General features: G+C 42.3%; 12 protein-coding genes and 1 pseudogene. 7 read left to right on the top strand and 6 right to left on the bottom strand.

Annotated features, from left to right (window positions below):
* Positions 1-83: 83 nt before the first annotated feature.
* On the bottom strand, positions 84-1,352 hold the full coding sequence (locus AC19MV_RS02300; RefSeq protein ID WP_498305545.1) for a sugar MFS transporter: 1,269 nt from the start codon (positions 1,350-1,352) through the stop codon (positions 84-86).
* 186 nt (positions 1,353-1,538) lie between these two features.
* Complete coding sequence (locus AC19MV_RS02295) at positions 1,539-3,170, bottom strand: alpha-glucosidase family protein (RefSeq protein WP_498305543.1); 1,632 nt, start codon at positions 3,168-3,170, stop codon at positions 1,539-1,541.
* A 530-nt stretch (positions 3,171-3,700) separates the two neighbouring features.
* Here AC19MV_RS02295 and AC19MV_RS02290 point away from each other — a divergent pair.
* Together AC19MV_RS02290 and AC19MV_RS02285 are read left to right on the top strand one after the other, a co-directional pair.
* The gene (locus AC19MV_RS02290) at positions 3,701-6,490 is read left to right on the top strand and encodes a TonB-dependent receptor (RefSeq protein ID WP_498305541.1); all 2,790 of its coding nucleotides are present in this window, start codon (positions 3,701-3,703) and stop codon (positions 6,488-6,490) included.
* 100 nt (positions 6,491-6,590) lie between these two features.
* Positions 6,591-8,114, top strand: coding sequence for a tryptophan halogenase family protein (locus AC19MV_RS02285; protein ID WP_498305539.1), 1,524 nt, complete (start codon positions 6,591-6,593; stop codon positions 8,112-8,114).
* A 147-nt stretch (positions 8,115-8,261) separates the two neighbouring features.
* Here AC19MV_RS02285 and AC19MV_RS02280 read toward each other — a convergent pair whose 3' ends face one another.
* A complete protein-coding gene (locus AC19MV_RS02280) occupies positions 8,262-8,402 on the bottom strand; it encodes a hypothetical protein (RefSeq protein ID WP_432399539.1) in 141 nt (46 codons plus the stop codon).
* On the opposite strand from AC19MV_RS02280, the gene AC19MV_RS02275 reads away from it, so the two are divergent.
* Both AC19MV_RS02275 and AC19MV_RS02270 read left to right on the top strand, forming a co-directional pair.
* A complete protein-coding gene (locus AC19MV_RS02275; RefSeq protein WP_498305537.1) occupies positions 8,401-10,170 on the top strand; it encodes a glycoside hydrolase family 13 protein in 1,770 nt (589 codons plus the stop codon). The two genes, AC19MV_RS02280 and AC19MV_RS02275, sit on opposite strands and share 2 nt — an antisense overlap.
* Positions 10,171-10,544: 374 nt before the next feature.
* On the top strand, positions 10,545-12,515 hold the full coding sequence (locus AC19MV_RS02270; RefSeq protein ID WP_498305535.1) for an alpha-amylase family glycosyl hydrolase: 1,971 nt from the start codon (positions 10,545-10,547) through the stop codon (positions 12,513-12,515).
* A 183-nt stretch (positions 12,516-12,698) separates the two neighbouring features.
* Here the strand turns inward: AC19MV_RS02270 and AC19MV_RS02265 are convergent, their stop codons facing one another.
* Together AC19MV_RS02265 and AC19MV_RS02260 are read right to left on the bottom strand one after the other, a co-directional pair.
* Positions 12,699-14,012, bottom strand: a complete 1,314-nt coding sequence (locus tag AC19MV_RS02265; RefSeq protein WP_498305533.1) for a coproporphyrinogen III oxidase family protein — start codon at positions 14,010-14,012, stop codon at positions 12,699-12,701.
* Between the two features lie 425 nt (positions 14,013-14,437).
* Entirely contained in the window at positions 14,438-14,680 is a 243-nt protein-coding gene (locus AC19MV_RS02260; RefSeq protein ID WP_498299096.1) for a YecH family metal-binding protein, read from the bottom strand.
* Positions 14,681-15,140: 460 nt separating this feature from the next.
* On the opposite strand from AC19MV_RS02260, the gene trmY reads away from it, so the two are divergent.
* Complete coding sequence (trmY, locus tag AC19MV_RS02255; RefSeq protein WP_498299098.1) at positions 15,141-15,737, top strand: tRNA (pseudouridine(54)-N(1))-methyltransferase TrmY; 597 nt, start codon at positions 15,141-15,143, stop codon at positions 15,735-15,737.
* A gap of 598 nt (positions 15,738-16,335) precedes the next feature.
* Here the strand turns inward: trmY and AC19MV_RS02250 are convergent.
* Positions 16,336-17,440: pseudogene (locus AC19MV_RS02250) on the bottom strand (ISAs1 family transposase).
* Positions 17,441-18,013: 573 nt separating this feature from the next.
* Between AC19MV_RS02250 and AC19MV_RS02245 the strand changes: the two are divergent.
* Positions 18,014-18,499 (top strand): hypothetical protein, encoded by a 486-nt coding sequence (locus AC19MV_RS02245; RefSeq protein ID WP_498305531.1) that lies wholly within the window; start codon positions 18,014-18,016, stop codon positions 18,497-18,499.
* Positions 18,500-18,541: 42 nt separating this feature from the next.
* Positions 18,542-19,309 carry a hypothetical protein gene (locus tag AC19MV_RS02240; protein ID WP_432399546.1) on the top strand — a complete coding sequence of 256 codons (768 nt, stop codon included), beginning with the start codon at positions 18,542-18,544 and terminating at the stop codon, positions 19,307-19,309.
* Positions 19,310-19,338 lie beyond the last annotated feature (29 nt).

Raw genomic sequence — 19,338 nt, 5'->3', positions numbered from 1 at the left:
TCATAGGGATTTAGACCACTGATAGCAAGAAAAAGCGACCCGAAGGTCGCTTAGTTTATCAGCCGTTAACGCATAAGATGCGATTACATTTTTGAGCCTTTAGCACCATAGAACAAAATAAAGCCATAACACACAACCGGTAAAATAAAGGCTAATTGCAAGCCCATGTTATCTGCCATTACGCCTTGCAGTAACGGCACAATGGCGCCGCCGACAATGGCTAAACATAAAATGCCGCTGCCTTGTGAGGTGTGAGGGCCTAAATCACGCAACGCTAAGCTGAAAATGGTCGGGAACATAATTGAGTTAAATAAACCCACCGCTAAAATAGACCACATCGCCACCGCGCCGCTGCTGTTCATCGCCACTAAGACCAACGCCGCCGCCATTAACGAATTAAAGGCTAAAAGGGTGCCAGCTGGAATTTTTTGCATTACAGCAGAACCAATAAAGCGACCGACCATCGCCCCGCCCCAATAATAGGTAATGTACTTAGCCGCATCGGCTTCTTGCAATCCGGCGATATGTTCTTCGCCTAAAAAGTTAACTAAAAAGCTGCCAATTGAGACTTCTGCGCCCACGTAAACAAAAATCCCCACTGCACCTAATACTAAGTGCATACTCTGCCATGCACTGGTTTTCCCGTTATGCGTAACAATGCCATTGTTGTCTGACACTTCATTGTGTTCAGCAATGGTCGGTAAGTTTAGTTTAGAGAAAATTAAGGCCAGCAAACCCAACATACCTGCCAAAATAAGATATGGCAGTTTAACGACTTCAGCTTCTGCTTGAGCATGGCTTAAGCCTGCTACTGCGCCCGTAGCCACAGACAAAATCAATACCGCGCCAAAATAAGGGGCAACCGTTGTACCCAGCGCATTAAACGCCTGGGTTAGGTTTAATCGACTCGATGCAGTTTCAACGCTACCTAAGGCATTAACATAAGGATTAGCGGCCACTTGTAAAATAGTAATGCCTGACGCCAACACAAACAGCGCGCCTAAGAATAAACCGTAAGTGGCAAACGCAGCGGCTGGGTAAAACAATAAACACCCTACACAGGCAATCAATAACCCGCACACGATGCCTTTTTGATATCCCATCTTTTTCACTAACTTACCGGCTGGCAATGACACCAAAAAGTAAGCACCAAAAAAGCAAAATTGAATCAACATGGCTTCGGTATAGTTAAGTGAGAACACCGCTTTTAAATGCGGAATTAAAATGTCGTTTAGGCAGGTAATAAACCCCCACATAAAAAACAGCGATGTTAATGACACCAGAGCAAAGCGATAATTACCGCTAGCACCGTCTGTTGTTGTGTGTTGTGAACTTTGCATTGTTGAAGCCATAATTGGTCTCTTCTTGTTAGTTATATTGATTTAGTTATATAGATTTAGTGATTTCGATTTTGATATAGCTGTTTAGGACATCTGCTGTGATGTCTGTGAGATGGCACAATAAGGCCTATACAGCTCGATATAGGGCCTTTTGATCAAAAAAGCCGAAATACTCAGCGTACTTCGGCTTTAATTAAGTTAGTCGATATAGGCATAAAAGCTACTAAACCCTGGTAACACAATAGTGTTTGCTTGCTGTTTATCTTGATGCCCTGTTGCTAGTCCATGGTCGTTCAGCACGGTATTGACCTTAATGTCAGCTAACTCAAACTGTGATGGTTGTGTCGATAAGTTAAATAATACCAACATCCGCTGCGAGCCGAGTGTTCTGACAAAAGCCAACACATTAGGATGTGCATCGACAAATTGGATATCACCGTCGATGAGTATATTTTGTTGTTTACGCCATGCTAAAAAGTGACGATAACTGTTTAAAATAGAGTCGCTATCGGCTTCTTGTACATCCACTGCACTATTGATGTGCTCTGCTGAGATGGGTAACCAGGGTTGTGTATGGCTAAAACCGGCATTATCTGCAGACTTAACCCAGGGCATTGGCGTACGACAACCATCACGACCTTTAAACATTGGCCAAAAGGCAAGACCAAACGGGTCTTGTAACTGGTTAAATTCGATTGGCGCTTCGGTTAACCCTAACTCTTCACCTTGATAGCTGCAGACACTACCGCGTAACGAAAACAACATCGCATTGAGCATTTTGACCATGGTCGGGTTAACCTGTTCCTTGCCCCAACGCGTGGCAACACGTTGAACGTCATGGTTGCCTATTGCCCAACATGGCCAACCGTCACCAATACTAGCCTCTAATGCTTCTACGGTTTGGCGAATATAGGCTGCGCTAAAATCATCGGTTAATAGCTCAAAACTGTAGGCCATATGTAGGCGGTCATCGCCCTGAGTGTATTGAGCCATGGTCGCGAGTGAATCTTCTGAGGAAACCTCACCTAATGTCACGGCACCGGGATAACGGTTAATCAATGCACGCAACGCTTCAATAAAGCCCACCGTTTGCGGCCGGGTATTATTGTAATAGTGGTATTGATAAGCGTAAGGATTGTCTTCGCTGAACCCACGGCCTTGGCGTTGGTCTTTCGGTTTAGCAGGGTTGTCGCGTAATTGCTCGTCATGATAACAAAACGTGATCGCATCAAGACGGAAACCATCGACACCCTTTTTAAGCCAGAACTCCACGTTGTTTAACACCGCCTGACGGACTTGTGGGCAATGGAAGTTTAAATCTGGTTGGCTTTTAAGGAAGTTATGTAAGTAATACTGCTGACGACGAGGCTCCCATTCCCATGCGCAACCACCAAAAATAGCTAACCAGTTATTTGGCGCGCTACCATCATCTTTAGGATCCGCCCACACGTACCAGTCGGCTTTATCGTTGTCACGACTCTGGCGACTTTGCTCAAACCACGCATGTTGATCAGAGGTATGACTTAATACCTGGTCAATCACCACTTTAATATTGCGTAGATGAGCCTGTTCAATAAGTTGATCAAAATCAGCCATGGTGCCAAATAATGGGTCAATTTCAAGGTAGTCACTGATGTCGTAACCAAAATCTTTCATTGGCGACTTAAAGAAAGGAGAAATCCATATCGCGTCAACATTGAGGCTCGCAATATAATCAAGCTTGGCTATGATCCCCTGCAAGTCACCCACACCATCGCCATTCGAATCCATCAAACTGCGAGGATAGACTTGATAAATCACCCCACCACGCCACCAGGTTACCTGACCCATTGTTTCCCCTTAAAATAAGCTAACCCGTCTCAAGACCCGCAAGTTAACTTTATGTTGCGAACGAGTAACAGCCCGCTGTTGTTTTATTGATATCCCTGAGGATACGTGAATAAGGAAATCAGGTTCAATACACCTGCATACGTATGCAAAGAAACAAATAGCATTACCACTTTACCAGTAGCAACAAATAAGCAATAAAAACAGAACCTTATCTTTGATTTTGATATCAACCGCAATGGCTTTCAAATATACAATTACCCCTCTATATCCCTGCAACAAGCTTTGAATACGTATGCATAATATTGTCGGCAAAAGTGTACTGGGAGTAGTATCGTCACTGTTGTGCAACAATTTGGTCATAACTCCAGCACTTATGCAGTCACTTATAATGGTTATTTAACATAGTTATTTATCATAGTCATTGAGCATGCTGGGGCATAAACACAATAAAGACTGTAACCATAATTCAAAAGGACACTAACACTCGACCTAAATCAAGCGGTTAAGTGTTCACTAAAGGGGAAAGATGAATGTTGCTATTTAAACCGAGCCTACTTACGTTAGCATTAGCCGCCGCGGGTGCGAGTATCAGCGCTTACGCTGCAGATGATGTACAAACAACAGAAACCGCTGAAGAAAATATCGAAGTGATCCAGGTCACTGGTATTCGTCGCAGTTTACAAGAATCACAATCATTAAAAATGTCTTCATCTTCAATCGTTGAAGCCATTTCTGCAGAAGACATTGGTAAATTACCTGATGTCAGTATCGCAGAGTCACTCGCTCGCCTACCCGGTATTACCGCACAGCGACTTGATGGCCGTGCAAACGTTATTTCTATTCGTGGCCTAGGCCCAGATTTTACCACTGCCACCTTAAACGGTCGCGAACAAGCGTCTGTCAATGACAACCGTGGCGTTGAATTTGACCAATACCCTTCTGAATTACTTAACCGTGTTGTGGTGTACAAAACCCCTGATGCATCGGTTATGGCGCAAGCCATTGGCGGCACGGTAGACATGCAAACCATTAGCCCACTGACTCATGGCGAGCAAGCCATTGCGGTGTCATTACGTGGCGAAATGAACGATTTGGGTTCACTTAACAGTGGTTCAAGCGACACTGGTTATCGTGGCAGCATTTCATATATCGACCAGTTTGCCGACGACACTATTGGTATTGCATTGGGTTATGCCCGTATGAAGTCGCCTAACCAAGAAGAGCGCTGGCAGGCATGGGGTTACCCAGATTTATACAAGCATGTTGATAATGGGCGAGAGTTTTACAATGCAGACGGGTCATATAACGATGTCGATGGCGAAGCTGCTGGCTTTACCGGTTTAGGTGGAGCAAAACCGTTTGTACGCTCAAGCGAATTAGAGCGCGATGGTGTATTAGCTGTATTTGAATACGCACCTAATAACCAATTCACTTCAGTTGTTGATATTTATTACACTAAATTTACTGATGATCAGCGTTTACGTGGTATAGAAATTCCTGGTGCTTGGGGATCTAACGGTGGTTTAGTTTCACCTACAAGTGAAGATGGTTTGATGGTGTCGGGCTCGATAAGTGGCGCTGAAGTCGTTGTGCGTAACGATGTCAACAAACGTGATGCTGACTCGTTATCGATTGGCTGGAACAACAAATACACCATCAATGATAATTGGCGCGTTGAAGCTGACATTGCAATGTCAAAAGCCGATCGTACCGACATTGGTATGGAAAGTTACAGCGGCACAGGTCGTGGTACCGGCGTTGGCGCGGTTGATGACTTAGGTTTTGCCTATAATGGCGATGGCGGTTATGACTTTACTCACAACTTAGATTACGCCGATCCAAATGTGATTAAATTAGGCGACCCACTCGGCTGGGGCAGTCCATTAGGGCCTAACACCCAAGACGGTTTTATTAATAAACCAGAAATTGAAGATGAGCTAAACTCGTTCCGTTTAAGTGCTGAGTACATCTTTGATGAAGGCGCTGTTCGTAGCGTTGAATTTGGTGTTAATCGCACAAATCGTGACAAGAGTAAGCTTGATAAAGGTTATTACTTAACACTTGCCGGCTACGATGGGTCAGATAACTACCTAGAAACCGTGCCAGATCAATTCTTGTTATCGCCGACTTCACTCGACTTTTTCGGTATGGGTGATGTACTTAGCTACGACTCATTAGCATTTTATAATGCCGGTGGTTACACCGAAACAGACGTAGCAGATGTAGATTTATCTCGCGCAACTAACTCTTGGTCTGTTTCAGAAGAAGTGTCTACCGTATTTGTTAAAGCAAACCTGGAATCTGAATTAATGGGTTTCCCATTAACGGGTAACGTCGGTTTACAAGCCGTACATACTGACCAAAGCTCTGACGGAACAGTCGCAACCGTTGAAAGCGGAGTGGTTAGCTTAACACCTCGCACCGCAGGTGACTCTTACGTTGAATGGTTACCAAGCATGAATTTAGGCTTTGAAGTGGCCGACGGTCAAATGGTTCGCTTTGCGGCAGCACGTACGTTAACCCGTGCGCGTATGGACAAAATGAATGCTAACGTTAACTTTAGCTACAATGAAAATCCAAACGACGGTGTTAACTGGTCTGGTGGTGCGGGTAATCCTGAATTACGCCCTTGGTTAGCGCGTCAATATGACATTAGCTACGAAAACTACTTTAGCGATCAAGGCTACTTCTCGTTAGCTGTTTTCTACAAAGACCTAGAAAACTACGTCTATGACCAACAATCAGCCTTTGATTTTAGCACTATTTTACCTCAAGGCGCTGACGACAACCCAATCGGGCTTGTGTCTCAACCACAAAATGGTCAAGGCGGTTATGTACAAGGTATTGAAGCCTCTTTATCACTAGATTTCGGCTTATTTGCAGATCAACTTGAGGGTTTTGGTACCATCTTAAGTGGTTCGTATAACGACAGTGAAGTGAAAGAAACCTCAGATAGCGCAGCGACAACATTGCCAGGCCTATCTGAAAAAACCTTTAACGCAACGGTTTACTATGAAAACGCCGGCTTTGAAGCGCGTATTAGCTCACGCTACCGCAGCGACTTCCTAGGTGAAGTGACCGCAATCAGCTTAACGCGTGTCAACGTTAACGTGAAAGCTGAAACCGTCGTTGATGCGCAAATTGGTTATGACTTTACTGAAAGCGGAATCGATGCCCTATACGGTTTATCGGTTCAGTTCCAGGTCAACAACCTAACCAACGAGCCATTTACCTCATATACAGGTGAAGATGCACGTCACGTACGTGATTATCAAAACTATGGTCGTAACTTTATGTTAGGTGCCAACTACAAGTTTTAAACGGCTTGTAATATAAAACCTCCCTCAAAAGCCTCTGTACCTTTTACAGGGGCTTTTTTACTTTATTGCACTCATCACACAATAAACAAAGGCGATAACAATGAAACAAACAACAATAAAAAACATTGTCATTGTGGGCGGCGGCACCTCAGGGTGGATGACAGCGGCCATGCTAGCGAGGCTGTTTAACACCCAACTCCATATTACTCTCATCGAGTCTGACGCCATTGGCACTATTGGTGTGGGCGAAGCGACAATCCCCCCGCTACAAATTTTTAATAGCGTTCTGGGCATTAAAGAAAGCGACTTTATTAACGCGACCCAAGCCACTTATAAATTGGGCATCGAATTTGAAAACTGGTATCAACAAGGTGATGCTTACATGCATGCCTTTGGTAATGTTGGCCGCGACCTAGGTTTTACTTCATTCCATCATTACTGGCTTTGTGCCCAGGCCACTCAAAAGACTGACTCAAACTCGCAATATAATTCAGCAGACTTTTGGCGATACTCCATTAATTACCAGGCCGCTAAACACAATAAATTTCAGCCTATTGCCAATATTCCCAATGCACAAATGTCGGGCATTACTCATGCCTACCATTTTGATGCCAGCCTATACGCCAACATGCTGCAACAATATTGCTTGCAACGAGGTGTTAACCGTATTGAAGGCAAAATAGATAACACAACACTTGATAACCACGGCAATATTGCCAGTGTTAACTTGCAAAACGGCCAAACCATCGCCGGTGATTTATTTATCGACTGCTCGGGCTTTTCTGCCCTATTAATTGAGCAAGCGCTCGGTGTCGATTATGAAAACTGGCAACATTGGTTACCTTGTGACAGTGCCTACGCCGTGCCGTGTGAAAGTACTCATCCACTGCTGCCATATACTAAAGCCACCGCACATGATGCAGGTTGGCAATGGCGTATTCCGCTGCAACATCGCACCGGCAATGGCATTGTTTATAGCAGCCAATACATGAGTGATGCGCAAGCAAAACAGCTGTTACTCAATAACCTTGATGGCACACCATTAGCTGAGCCCCGTAAAATCAAATTCACCACGGGCAGACGGGTAAAACAGTGGCATAAAAACTGTGTCGCGATTGGTTTATCGAGCGGTTTTTTAGAGCCGCTAGAATCCACCAGCTTACATTTAGTGCAATCGGCGATTATTCGTCTAACTAAATTGTTCCCGCATCACGGCATTCAATCTCAGCAAGTCGATGAGTTTAATCGCCAATCACAAACTGAGTTTGAACAAATTCGCGACTTTATTATTTTGCACTACCACCTCAACGCCAAACAAACAGAACCCGATAATACTGGGTTATGGCAGCATTGCCGCGACATGAATATTCCTGAGAGCTTGCAGCAAAAAATCGATTTATTTAGCCAAACAGCCTGTGTATTTAGGCACCAAGACGAACTCTTCACCGAAGCCGCCTGGATCCAGGTGATGCTCGGCCAGGGCATTACACCGGCAGACTTTCATCCGCTCGCGGCAGCGGTTGAGCCCGCTGCATTACAAGACTACCTAGGCAACATCAGTAAAGTGATTAACACCACCGTTGCCAACATGCCTGAACATAGCGCGTTTATTCGCGCGCTTTAGTGGATTTGGTGGATTTAGTGGATTTAGTGGATTTAGTGCATGGCATCTGTTGAAGATAAGAAGATCAATACCATAAAAAAAGAACTAAAAAGGACACCACATGACCTTGTCGAACTCAAAGTTACACTCAAAGTCACGCTCAAAGACTCACGCAAAACCAAACTCATTAACGCCTGCAAAAAAGTGTTTGCTTGCAGGTTCAATTTTATTCGGTTTAGCAATCAGTTGCAGTGCATTATCTGTGAATGCGGCGGTTAACGTTGAACCCCTTTCGTGGTGGGCAGGCATGCACAATCCACAACTGCAATTATTGGTTGCTGGCGATAATATTCGTGGCCACCAGGTTAAACTGCTCAACGCACAGGGCGTAAAGCTGGTCAACGTTGAGCAAACCGCAAGCCCCAATCATTTGTTCATCAATTTAGATTTACAAGATGCCAAAGCACAACAACTAAAAATTGGTCTTTATGATAATGATCAGCTAGTCGAACAATTTGATTATGCTATTCAAGCACGTGAGCCTGGCGCGCGCGAACGCCAGGGGTTTAGTAATAAAGATGTGATTTACTTAATCACCCCAGACCGCTTTGTTAACGGCAATCCAGATAACGATAATCACCCAAGCATGCTCGAAAAGAGCGACCGTAGTGTTGATGGTGGTCGCCACGGTGGCGACATTTTTGGGATCCGTAAAGCGCTGCCCTACCTGCACGAGCTAGGTGTGACTCAGTTATGGATTAACCCACTGCTTGAAAACAACCAAGATAAGTATTCTTATCACGGTTATTCAACCACCCACTTTTATCAAATAGACCCACGTTTTGGTACCAACGAAGAGTACCAGGCACTGGTGCAAGAGGCGCGTAGTTTTGGCATTGGGGTCATTAAAGATGTCATTGTGAATCACATGGGCTCAGGTCATCAATGGATGGCCGATTTTCCGAGCGAAACCTGGGTTAACGGCCAACAAGCCTGGCAGCAAAATCCGCAAGATATTTTGTACACCAGCCACCGTCGCACCACAGTACAAGACCCATACGCTGTGGCCAGTGACACCGCCGACTTTGACCAAGGCTGGTTTACCGACGCGATGCCCGACATGAATCAAACCGATCCACACATGGCAACTTACTTAATTCAAAACAGCATTTGGTGGGTTGAATATGCAGGCTTGAGTGGTATACGCGAAGACACCTACTCTTATGCAGACAAAGCATTTTTAACCCATTGGTCTAAAGCCATTATGGACGAATACCCAAACTTTAATATTGTTGGCGAAGAGTGGACAAGCAACCCGATTACCGTGAGTTACTGGCAGTCAGGTAAACAAAATAACGATGGTTACACCTCATACACCCCAAGTATGATGGACTTTCCGCTGTACGACACTTTGATTGCCAGTTTAACCGAGCCAGAAGGCTGGGACACAGGCTTAATTAATTTGTACCAACGCTTAGCCGACGATGTGGTGTATGCCAAGCCGACAGACTTAGTCTTATTTGAGGGCAATCACGACACCAACCGTTTATACAGCTTAATGAAAAACGATTTAGGCTTGTTTAATATTGCGATGGCCTACGTACTCACCAGCAACCGCATTCCACAGATTTTTTACGGCACAGAAGTGCTAATGCAAAGCCCAAGTGAAGGCAGAAACGATGGCGCGGTGCGCGGTGATTTCCCGGGTGGTTGGCCGCAAGATAAGGTCAACGCCTTTACCGGTGAAGGCTTAGATAACCAGCAACAAGCCACATTGTCATTTATGCGCAGCTTGCTTAATTACCGTAAAAATTCTGCAGCAATACAACACGGCAATTTGCGCCATTTTGTGCCTAAGGATGGCGTTTACGTGCAAAGCCGCCATGCGGATAATGAAACCTTATTGATTATCTACAATAAAAATGAGCAAAGTGTAGCGCTCGACTTATCACGCTTTAGCAGCGTATTTAATGGCAATACTCAAGGCGTTGATATTATCAATCAGAAATCTTATCGATTAGATGTTCCGCTTAAGCTTGAGCAAAAAGGCGTGACGATTTTGTCGCTCAAACGATAAGCTTATACCATTCCGCGTTAGTAAATGATCTCTCAGCTAGAATTTAAAAGGGCTTAAACAAGGCGTATGACTGAATGAATAGTTGTTCTCTTTCGAAGTCATGCAACGCAGTGTAAGCCCTTTTAAAACTCGCCAGAAAGGAATGCCCCAGCGGCTTTTGCTTTGCGTTCTCGCTATTTGAAAGGGAATAACCATTACTACACAGCGACGCCTTAATCAAAAACCGCTGGATGCATTCTGAGTGGTCACTTATTAATGCGGAATGGTATTACACATTGCTATGGCTAGGCTGAACCACTGTGGATTAGCCTAGCCGTGATAAACACACACGCTTATGCACCACACCAAGTGGATACCAAGATAAAAGAGTCCCTATGTTATTACCTTCTGTATCAATTAACGTTAACATGCGTCCCCTCGCCTACATAGCCGTGATAGGGTTAAGTTTAAGCATCAGCGGCTGTAAGCCCAACAATACCGACATTCAACAGACTGAAAATGTGAGACAATCGGCATTATCAATGACACAAGTTAAGTCATCGCCAACAACCGGTAAACCCGTGGTATACCAGGTTTTCACTCGCTTATATGGCAACACTAATACCACCAATAAACCTTGGGGCACCATTGCCGACAACGGCGTCGGCAAATTTAGCGACTTTACCGATACCGCTTTACAAGACATCAAATCCCTAGGCACCACTCACGTGTGGTATACCGGTGTGCCTCATCATGCGGTCATTAACGATTACACCAGTGTTGGGATCAGCAATGACGACCCCGATGTCGTTAAAGGCCGTGCAGGCTCACCTTATGCGGTAAAAGATTATTACAACGTCAACCCAGATTTAGCGACCAATCCAGCCAATCGCCTGGCAGAATTTGAAGCCTTAATCGAGCGCACTCACGATAATGGCATGCAAGTGATTATCGACATAGTGCCCAATCATATTGCCCGTAACTATCACTCTCTTTCAGCCCCAAAAGGTGAGCCAGACTTTGGTGCCAATGACGATACCTCACAGGTTTATAGCAAACATAACAACTTTTATTATGTGATCGGTGAAGACTTTGCCGTACCCGATGCTCCCACTGGCTACGCCCCATTAGGCGGCGAAACTCATCCTCTGAGCGACGGTAAGTTTACTGAATCTCCAGCTAAATGGACCGGTAATGGCTCACGTTTAGCCAAACCTGACGCCAACGACTGGTATGAAACCGTTAAAATAAATTATGGTATTAAGCCCGATGGCAGCCAAGACTTCCCTGCACTGCCCGCTGACTATGCAAGCAAAACGGCCGCGGAGCATTTGGTTTTTTGGCAAGCACAGGCCACAGATGACATTCCAGATTCATGGCGTAAGTTTGAACACATTGCCCAATACTGGTTAGCCAAAGGAGTGGATGGATTTCGATACGACATGGCCGAAATGGTACCGGTTGAATTTTGGAGCTATCTCAACAGCCACATTAAACACACAAACCCCAATGCCTTTATTCTGGCTGAGGTATATAACCCTGATTTATATCGTGATTATATTCATTTAGGTAAAATGGATTACCTGTACGACAAAGTGGATTTATACGACAGCTTAAAAGCCATTATTCAAGGTAAAGCCAGCACAGCGGTTATCGCCACAGTGCAAGCAAAAGTGAGCGACATTGAACAACATATGCTGCACTTTTTAGAAAACCACGACGAGCAACGTATTAACACCGCCGATTTTGCCGGTAATGCATTTAATGCTCTGCCAGCAATGGTGGTGTCGACCACATTAAGCCGCTCACCCACCTTGCTGTATTTTGGCCAGGATGTCGGCGAGCAAGGCGCTGAAAATGCAGGCTTTGGACAACCGACTCGCACCAGTATTTTTGATTATGTTGGCGTGCCTGCACACCAGCGCTGGATGAATAACGGCAAGTTTGATGGTGGACAGTCAACACCTGATGAAAAGGCATTGCGCACCTATTATCAAACGCTAATAAACTTAAGCCATACCGCTACTGCGCTAAGCGGTGAGTATAGAGAATTAGACAGCATCCAACGCCAAAATAAGCTTAAAGGCTATGATGACAGCGTATTTGCTTTCAGCCGCTTTAACGATGTTCAGCAATTAATCATCGTCAGTAATTTCAGCCAAAGCCAGAGCAAGCAATTTATCCTTCAGCTACCAAATACACTCATGCAAATGTGGCATATTAACGGTAATAAACAACTGACCGATTTATTAAAAAACACCCCACTCAATCAGCAACTCATTTGGCATCAAGATGGCAGTGCCAGTGTTGATATTGAACTAGCCCCTTTACAATCTGTAATTCTTGACGTTATCAATAAGACGTAAAATGATACTGACAAGACGTTAGGGCCTGTTGATATCAGACTTCCCCATTGGTTTGCTAGCAAGACGCAGTCTTTTATTACTAACTGCGTCAATCGCTAGCCTAATGCAAATCAATGCAAATCAATGCAACGCTGCTGTAAGACAAAGGGCTGGTTGATAGCCGTTAATTAATCCGATCAGAGGTTAAATACTTGCCAGTGTTTCAATTGCGCTTAAGGGTAATTCACGGGCCTGCTCGCGAAGAAAATCCATTCCAGATAAAAAGCCTGAAAACATTTTAAGCGCAATAAACTGGCCTTCAACGGTGGTAATGTAATTATCACCTTGTTTAGTCAGCGCCCCTGCTGAAATTAAAAAACTCATTTCTAACGGGAATGCGTGCCACAAAGACTTGCCGGTATAGGCTTTACATTGTTGATTGTTCAGCAAGCCAAGACCCATCATCATCATTAAATAATGCTGTGAAAGTGCCTTGGTTTTTAATGGCTTGGTATAACAAGTGCCACTTTTTCCTGCTTTGATAAGGTGAATATAATTTGGAATATCAAAACTGGAAATTCTAAACTGCTCGCCAAAACGACCAAATGCGCCAGAACCGACACCGAAGCAGTCTTCACCATCTAATACATATTTATGTTCAACTGGCTGACCGAAGTTACGGCTAAAGGTCCACGGAAACTCCATAATATAGTGTTCTGCTAATGCTTGTTTTACCGCTAAAAACTGTGGCCATAGCGCGTTAGGTTCGCCAGCAAGGCAACCGGCTTTTTTGCGATTTTTACCTAAGCCAATGGTTAACGGATAGGTGGTAATTTGATCTGGACGTAAACGAATGGTTTGGGCCAAGTCATTCGCCACCGTCTGAGGTGTTTGCATGGAAAAGCCATACATCATATCTACATTTACCGTAGGGATAATCTCGATAGCGCGACTAACATACTCAGCCTGTTGTAGACCGCTGCCAAATTTTTCAAAGCGACCAACCGCTTTTAAAATATTATCGTCAAAGCTTTGTATTCCAATCGACATTCGGTCAACCAAACCGTTAAGCAAATGCGGATTACCGTCTTTAAAATAAATAGGGTCACTTTCACACGTGACTTCACGTACTGAGGTTAATGACTTAATCAACTCTATCGTTTTAATCAACTCATCTTCTAAAATAGTGGTCGTGCCGCCGCCAATATACACCCGATTAAAACGAAAGCCCTGGGCTATAACTTGGCGAATTTCTTGTCTCAGCGCCGTAAAGTATTCGCGCGCGACAGGCTCATTAAATTTAATTTTATGAAATGAGCAATAACGGCACAAGGTATGACAAAAAGGAATGTGGATATACAGCGTTTCAATCGGCTTGTCTGGCACAATAAGTGGCTGTAATTCATCAAGAGCTACTGCATCTTGCAGATTTAATGAATGCCTTATGGTTTGGCTCATAACCCAGTCAAGGCTGCTTGTGGCAATGTTTAACTTTGAGGACGTAAATAATGTGTTCATAAAGTTGGCCTTAGTCTTAGAAACAGCCAATGGCATGAATAGTTAAATCAGCAGGATTGGCTTTAGCACTGCAGAGCAGTGCGACGTAAGTATGTTATTTAACCGCGATGATTTGCGTAATATTAGAAAATCTATATTTGCTTGTATAACCACACCTACACCGTTACCTACACAATACGAGCCTTCTTATTGTTAAAATTTGATGTCGGTCACATATTGAACTTCAAAGGTTTAACGGGAAGCTGTGGGTTAATTGGTAAAATCTATTTATCCGAGCCAGAAATCATCACTAAAAAGTAAGTGATTCACATTGAAGGGGGATCTTACGTTAGATTAGGTAATATTAGGCTTATCTAGAACCAACTAGTGCTAAGCCATATATTGCTACTTTATTGACCTGAAATAGTTTAGTGACCTTAGAGAGTTTAGTGATTACAGATTTTATCGGCTGCGGTGGTAATGCCGCCATTACTCGGAATAAACTTACCTTTGCCTTCTAAAAATGTAATCAGCATCTCAGCGTCCATTTCTTCAGCAGAGCAAGTATGATAGCGAGTCTCTGCGCCAAACGTAGTTTCCATCATCATTTTAAGCTCTTGCTTCGTTAACGCAGAACCGTGGTTTAACATCATTTGCATCACTTGATGGCCGTGGATTGAATCTGACATTGTATCTCCAGTTAAGATGTAAAATTTTTATACTTTATATCTTATTCTTGGCAGGCAAACCCTGATCTCGCACACATGTTCAGCAAAGTGATTGGCCATTTAACATAAATAATGAACAACGTGAGCCTATAATTTTCTTTCACTGGGGCTCAAATTGATAAAATGCGATAGCTACCATCGAACTGGCTACAGGTCATCAACGCCAAACTCAAGACGCTTCAATAGCGCAATATGCATATAAACTCACCGTCACCCATGGCGTAAAATGCTGTTTAAACGTGATTGAGATTTATAATGTTAGTTACTGAGATTAATCGCATTACAGTAGGCATTAAAACTGTGATAATGACTAATATACTTTGTCGTTAATGGATTGGGGGATACAGATTTAACTGTGACTCACTGATTAGCGGAGAAGAGAATCGATGTTAGCTTAATTTAATTTCCAATAGGATTTATGATGCGCGCTTTTGTAGTTCGAGCCAGAGCGGCTCCAGTTGATAGCCAGCAGTTTTTGGCGGGCATTGGCCAATCAGCTCATACCGAAATTTTAGCCCACACCTTAATGAATACCATCTTCGTTGCTCAATCACATCGTGATGATGTCGTGGTGTATTTAGTGTTAGAAAGCACGACCGATTTTTCACGCACAATATGCTTTCGTTCAAGTGAGTTAGGTCATATTGGTGGCTTTCATGAGCAAAACCTCACCAATAAAATAGCCAAGGCATTAACGGTATCCAAAGGTATGGATAAAGAACAGTTACGTGACGTAGAAGCAGGCATCACCGTTCGCACTGTTAGCTTTGAAAAATTAGTGCAAGAATTAGCCGAAGATTATCAGCTCTATATGTTAGAGAAAAAAGGTACCCCGGTTCGCGATGTTGAGTTTGCGCAAAACCCATGTTTTTTACTAACCGACCATATCCCTATGCCTAAGAAGAGTTTTAACAGCCTTAAACGTCTTGGTACTCAACACATTAACTTAGGCCCTAAAATGCTGTTTGCATCGCAATGTGTGGTGTTGATCCACAATGAATTAGACATGAGATTGTAATGATGATGGCCGTGCGGCCATTTACCTTGTGAGTCCTTGATCTACCGTCACTAGCGTTGTGGCGCTTCTCCCATACAAACTTTAAAACTTGAGAAGATCGCAACGTTTCCTTTGCTCATACTAAATAACACTGTCTTTACGGCAATGCTTTGAGCCGTGAACCAGCATTTTACTTTATGGTATTTTCCCCTACAGCTAATGGATATAGCCAAAGGATGACAACTATAGTTAACGTTTATATTTTGGAACACCTCATAATATAATCATGGATGTAATTTTATCCTTATTTTTATAAACGTATAATTTTAACCTGATATCCATTGTTTTGTTTACTTCATAGCAGTATACCCAATAGGGAGCTTTATTAATGTCTAAAGAATTGGCACTCGCCATGCACTATTTCGAGCTTTCCAATGAAAGTAAATTTTCAAGTATCGAACAACTATTCGATAACGATTAAACATTTTGTACTCGTAACTTAGATTACTTCATCGGTGTTGAAAATATTATGAAAATGCAAAGAGTACATCATGGTTCTTTCAAAAAACTCCATTGGTCAGTAACCGCTATCAATGCAGGGCAACCGCATGAGTGTTCATTAATTAGCCATATCACTGAATCTAGCATTTAATACCGCTTCTAAGTATGCTGTTTTCATCCAGGCTCGTTTTTGTTTAGCTGGTATGCTTCCCTTTGAAGGTTCGCTTCTAAGTATATTCAATGCGCCTTGGCGTAACGTAGCGCAATTTTAAAGCAACATGGTCTTGATAAATTTGGCAAGCATCTTCAGCCATACTGACATCTAACACCCAATGCAGGCTATTTTCTACAGCCCAATGAGCACGCACCGCTTCAGCGAGTTGCAACTCTGTCAGTTCAGCGGAACTGATATGGTAACGATACATGAGCTCAGGCGCTTTTCCTTTTTGCTGACGAAAGCTCATACTCATGCCAAGTGTTTGTAATTGAGGCCATTGTGAGAATTCTTCTTTAAACTGTTTGGCACTTAAGACATGGTAAATTCGCGCTTCGATACGACCATGTTGTTGCTCAAAGCTTACGCCGCCTAGCGAGACTTTACGTGTCTCAGAAAATGCTGTTTCTACAGCTTTACGTAGATTCGTAAATAAGTAATCGCCTCCTTGCTCGACAATATGCTCTGCAATGTTAACTTGGCAGCCCATGGCATCAATCGAAACCAAAACACCTTCAATATCCAGAAGCTTTATTAGCTCTGGGATTGCAGTGATTTCATTGGACTTTTCAGAGGTCTTGACTTGCCCAAGAACGACTTTGTTTTTACATGCAAACGCATTCACCATATGAATTGTTGATTGTCGGTTTCCGCGTTGATAGGAGCCTCTCAATGTCTTGCCGTCTATCGCGATAAGTTGACCTTGCGTTATTTCATGCACGGCTTGCATCCACTTTATGAAACACAGCCTAAATTGCTCTGGGTCAATGCGTAAGATGGTCCTCGCGATCGTGTCATCGACAGGGACACCATCACTTAAATATCCATGCTATTGAAACCAATCAAGATGACCATCAGCGTAATCACGGATCTCGCTCCAGCCCTCGGCTCCAGCTATAACACCACCGAGAGTAACAAATAAAATATCTTAGAGAGGATAAGTGATTTTAGCCGATTAACGCGTGTCGGTAAGCTCGCTGAAAAAGGTTGTGAAGGCTTCAAGATACATAATTTACTCTCCCAAAAGAGAGTATAAGATCACAGCTAAGCCAAGGCGTCAAACCGATTGTGTGTCAATATCAGCAGCTCAAAAAACGTTCACGACCTCACCCTGGACTAATGGTGTTCTGTCACAGGTAGAGTTTGAAAGTTCTCAATTAAAAATGTTCTGTTTGGCTTTTCCAGTACAGTTATTAACATTCAATTTTTCACAATAAAAAGCATTCCCTTAATACAGTTAACATCACATATAATGTCATAAAGATATAAACCCATCATAAATAATAACTTATTATTTAAATTTTAATTTCAAATAAACACCACAAAGTATTACACGAGCACACCCCAAGACACCTCAATTAACTACTACTGAAATACTAAATAAAAATTGTTTTTATGAAAATAATAAAAGACTCTTGAAACAGAGCTAAGCACACAGTATATTACCCGAAACTTCTTAAGGAAGAGATACATCTTACATTAAAACAACCATGTAATTTAAGGTGTCATCAAGGCGGATGAATAAAAATTTTCATTTTACCCTTAAATCTTCCAACATAATTTATTGATTAAGGTAAATATAATGTTCAAAAAAAATATCATAACAATTTCGCTGTTAACGCTTTCCACATTTACAGCTAATGCAGCAGATATGAAAACAAAAATAGAAATAAAAAAAGCAGAAGAGAGCATACAAGAAGCAAAAGTAAAACTAGTCAGTACATGTGGCAATAAAGATGTTAAATTCAATATTGATTGGACAAATTACGACACGTACGATTATAAAAAACTGAGACGATCACAAGAACAAATCGTACGCTTCAGTGGTGCACTAATAGTCAAACTTGTAGAGAACCTTACCGAAATATGTTCTCAAGGTGAATACGCGGAAATGTATAAAAGTGAACTTACTAAGATATCGCAAATAAACATCTCTGGTCATAAAGATCAGGAATTACGGGATGCTTCATTCAAACTTGAAAATGAAGGCGAAACGCTTTTAATGGAACTAAATGCATCTTCAGCTTATGATTCAAAATTTGAAAAACTACTTAAAGCACTTTGGTAAATATTAGACTGTTATGAACTTATTTCATTTTTAAGGAATAAAATGAAAACTTTTTTAGTAACTACATTGCTTTTCTTTAGTTTATCTATCGATGCTCACAGCTATAGTGATACTGTGAATGAGCAAGAAATACAGATACTCGTAGAACAAGGAAGTTTTCAGGAAGCTATTGATGTTTTACCTGAAATATCACCTTCAAAACGTTCTCTAGAATGGAACATATTAGCTAAAAAATCATTCGCTAATTTAATTGAACGCAATATAATCAGTGGCAATTTCTACGGTAATATTGAACAGGGTTCCGTTATAAAATCTAGGTATCCATTTTTACTTAAAGATACTAAAATTATGAGTAATATATTTAAGAGTGGATTGTTCATTAATCCGAACTGTAACACTCGCTTTGATAATGAATGCATGTCCATGCTAGGTTACTCTTTAGCCTTTAACAATGATGGTCCTAAAGTGGCAGCGAGGTTGGTAGAAAATAACAGAAATCAGATGGCTGGCGAACCCTTAGAATTAATTCAACTTTATGAAATGGCAGCAAAAACCAAACAAAATGAAATTTGTTCTGATAACAAGTTACAAAATGCAGTTAGCTTAGCTGCATCAAAAAATGACAAAGTTTACCAAAGTTTTGCTTCTAATATAGTAACTAAATCTTGTGATAAGTTTATGTTTAAGTCTCTTGAAGATAATCTACATCGTGATGAGACTATCCAAAAATTAATGTGCAAGCCAATGAGCGTATCCAAGCAACTAGGTAAAATTAGTCTTATGGTATGTAAAGACAAAGGTTTAATTTAATGTTATCTAATTCCCTATAAAAAATTAAA

The sequence above is a fragment of the Shewanella sp. MF05913 genome, from assembly GCF_059758095.1.
The sequence above is the reverse complement of the archived record's forward strand: the minus strand, read 5'-3'. Positions and strand labels throughout refer to the sequence as shown.

Coding starts and splice junctions, on each gene's coding strand:
- AC19MV_RS02260 (WP_498299096.1), bottom strand. CDS start 14,680: ATGTCAGATTCAATCCACGGCCATCAAGTGATGCAAATGATGTTAAAC.
- AC19MV_RS02245 (WP_498305531.1), top strand. CDS start 18,014: ATGTTCAAAAAAAATATCATAACAATTTCGCTGTTAACGCTTTCCACA.
- AC19MV_RS02270 (WP_498305535.1), top strand. CDS start 10,545: ATGTTATTACCTTCTGTATCAATTAACGTTAACATGCGTCCCCTCGCC.
- AC19MV_RS02295 (WP_498305543.1), bottom strand. CDS start 3,170: ATGGGTCAGGTAACCTGGTGGCGTGGTGGGGTGATTTATCAAGTCTAT.
- AC19MV_RS02275 (WP_498305537.1), top strand. CDS start 8,401: ATGCACAATCCACAACTGCAATTATTGGTTGCTGGCGATAATATTCGT.
- AC19MV_RS02265 (WP_498305533.1), bottom strand. CDS start 14,012: ATGAACACATTATTTACGTCCTCAAAGTTAAACATTGCCACAAGCAGC.
- AC19MV_RS02280 (WP_432399539.1), bottom strand. CDS start 8,402: ATGCCTGCCCACCACGAAAGGGGTTCAACGTTAACCGCCGCATTCACA.
- AC19MV_RS02290 (WP_498305541.1), top strand. CDS start 3,701: ATGTTGCTATTTAAACCGAGCCTACTTACGTTAGCATTAGCCGCCGCG.
- trmY (WP_498299098.1), top strand. CDS start 15,141: ATGCGCGCTTTTGTAGTTCGAGCCAGAGCGGCTCCAGTTGATAGCCAG.
- AC19MV_RS02240 (WP_432399546.1), top strand. CDS start 18,542: ATGAAAACTTTTTTAGTAACTACATTGCTTTTCTTTAGTTTATCTATC.
- AC19MV_RS02300 (WP_498305545.1), bottom strand. CDS start 1,352: ATGGCTTCAACAATGCAAAGTTCACAACACACAACAACAGACGGTGCT.
- AC19MV_RS02285 (WP_498305539.1), top strand. CDS start 6,591: ATGAAACAAACAACAATAAAAAACATTGTCATTGTGGGCGGCGGCACC.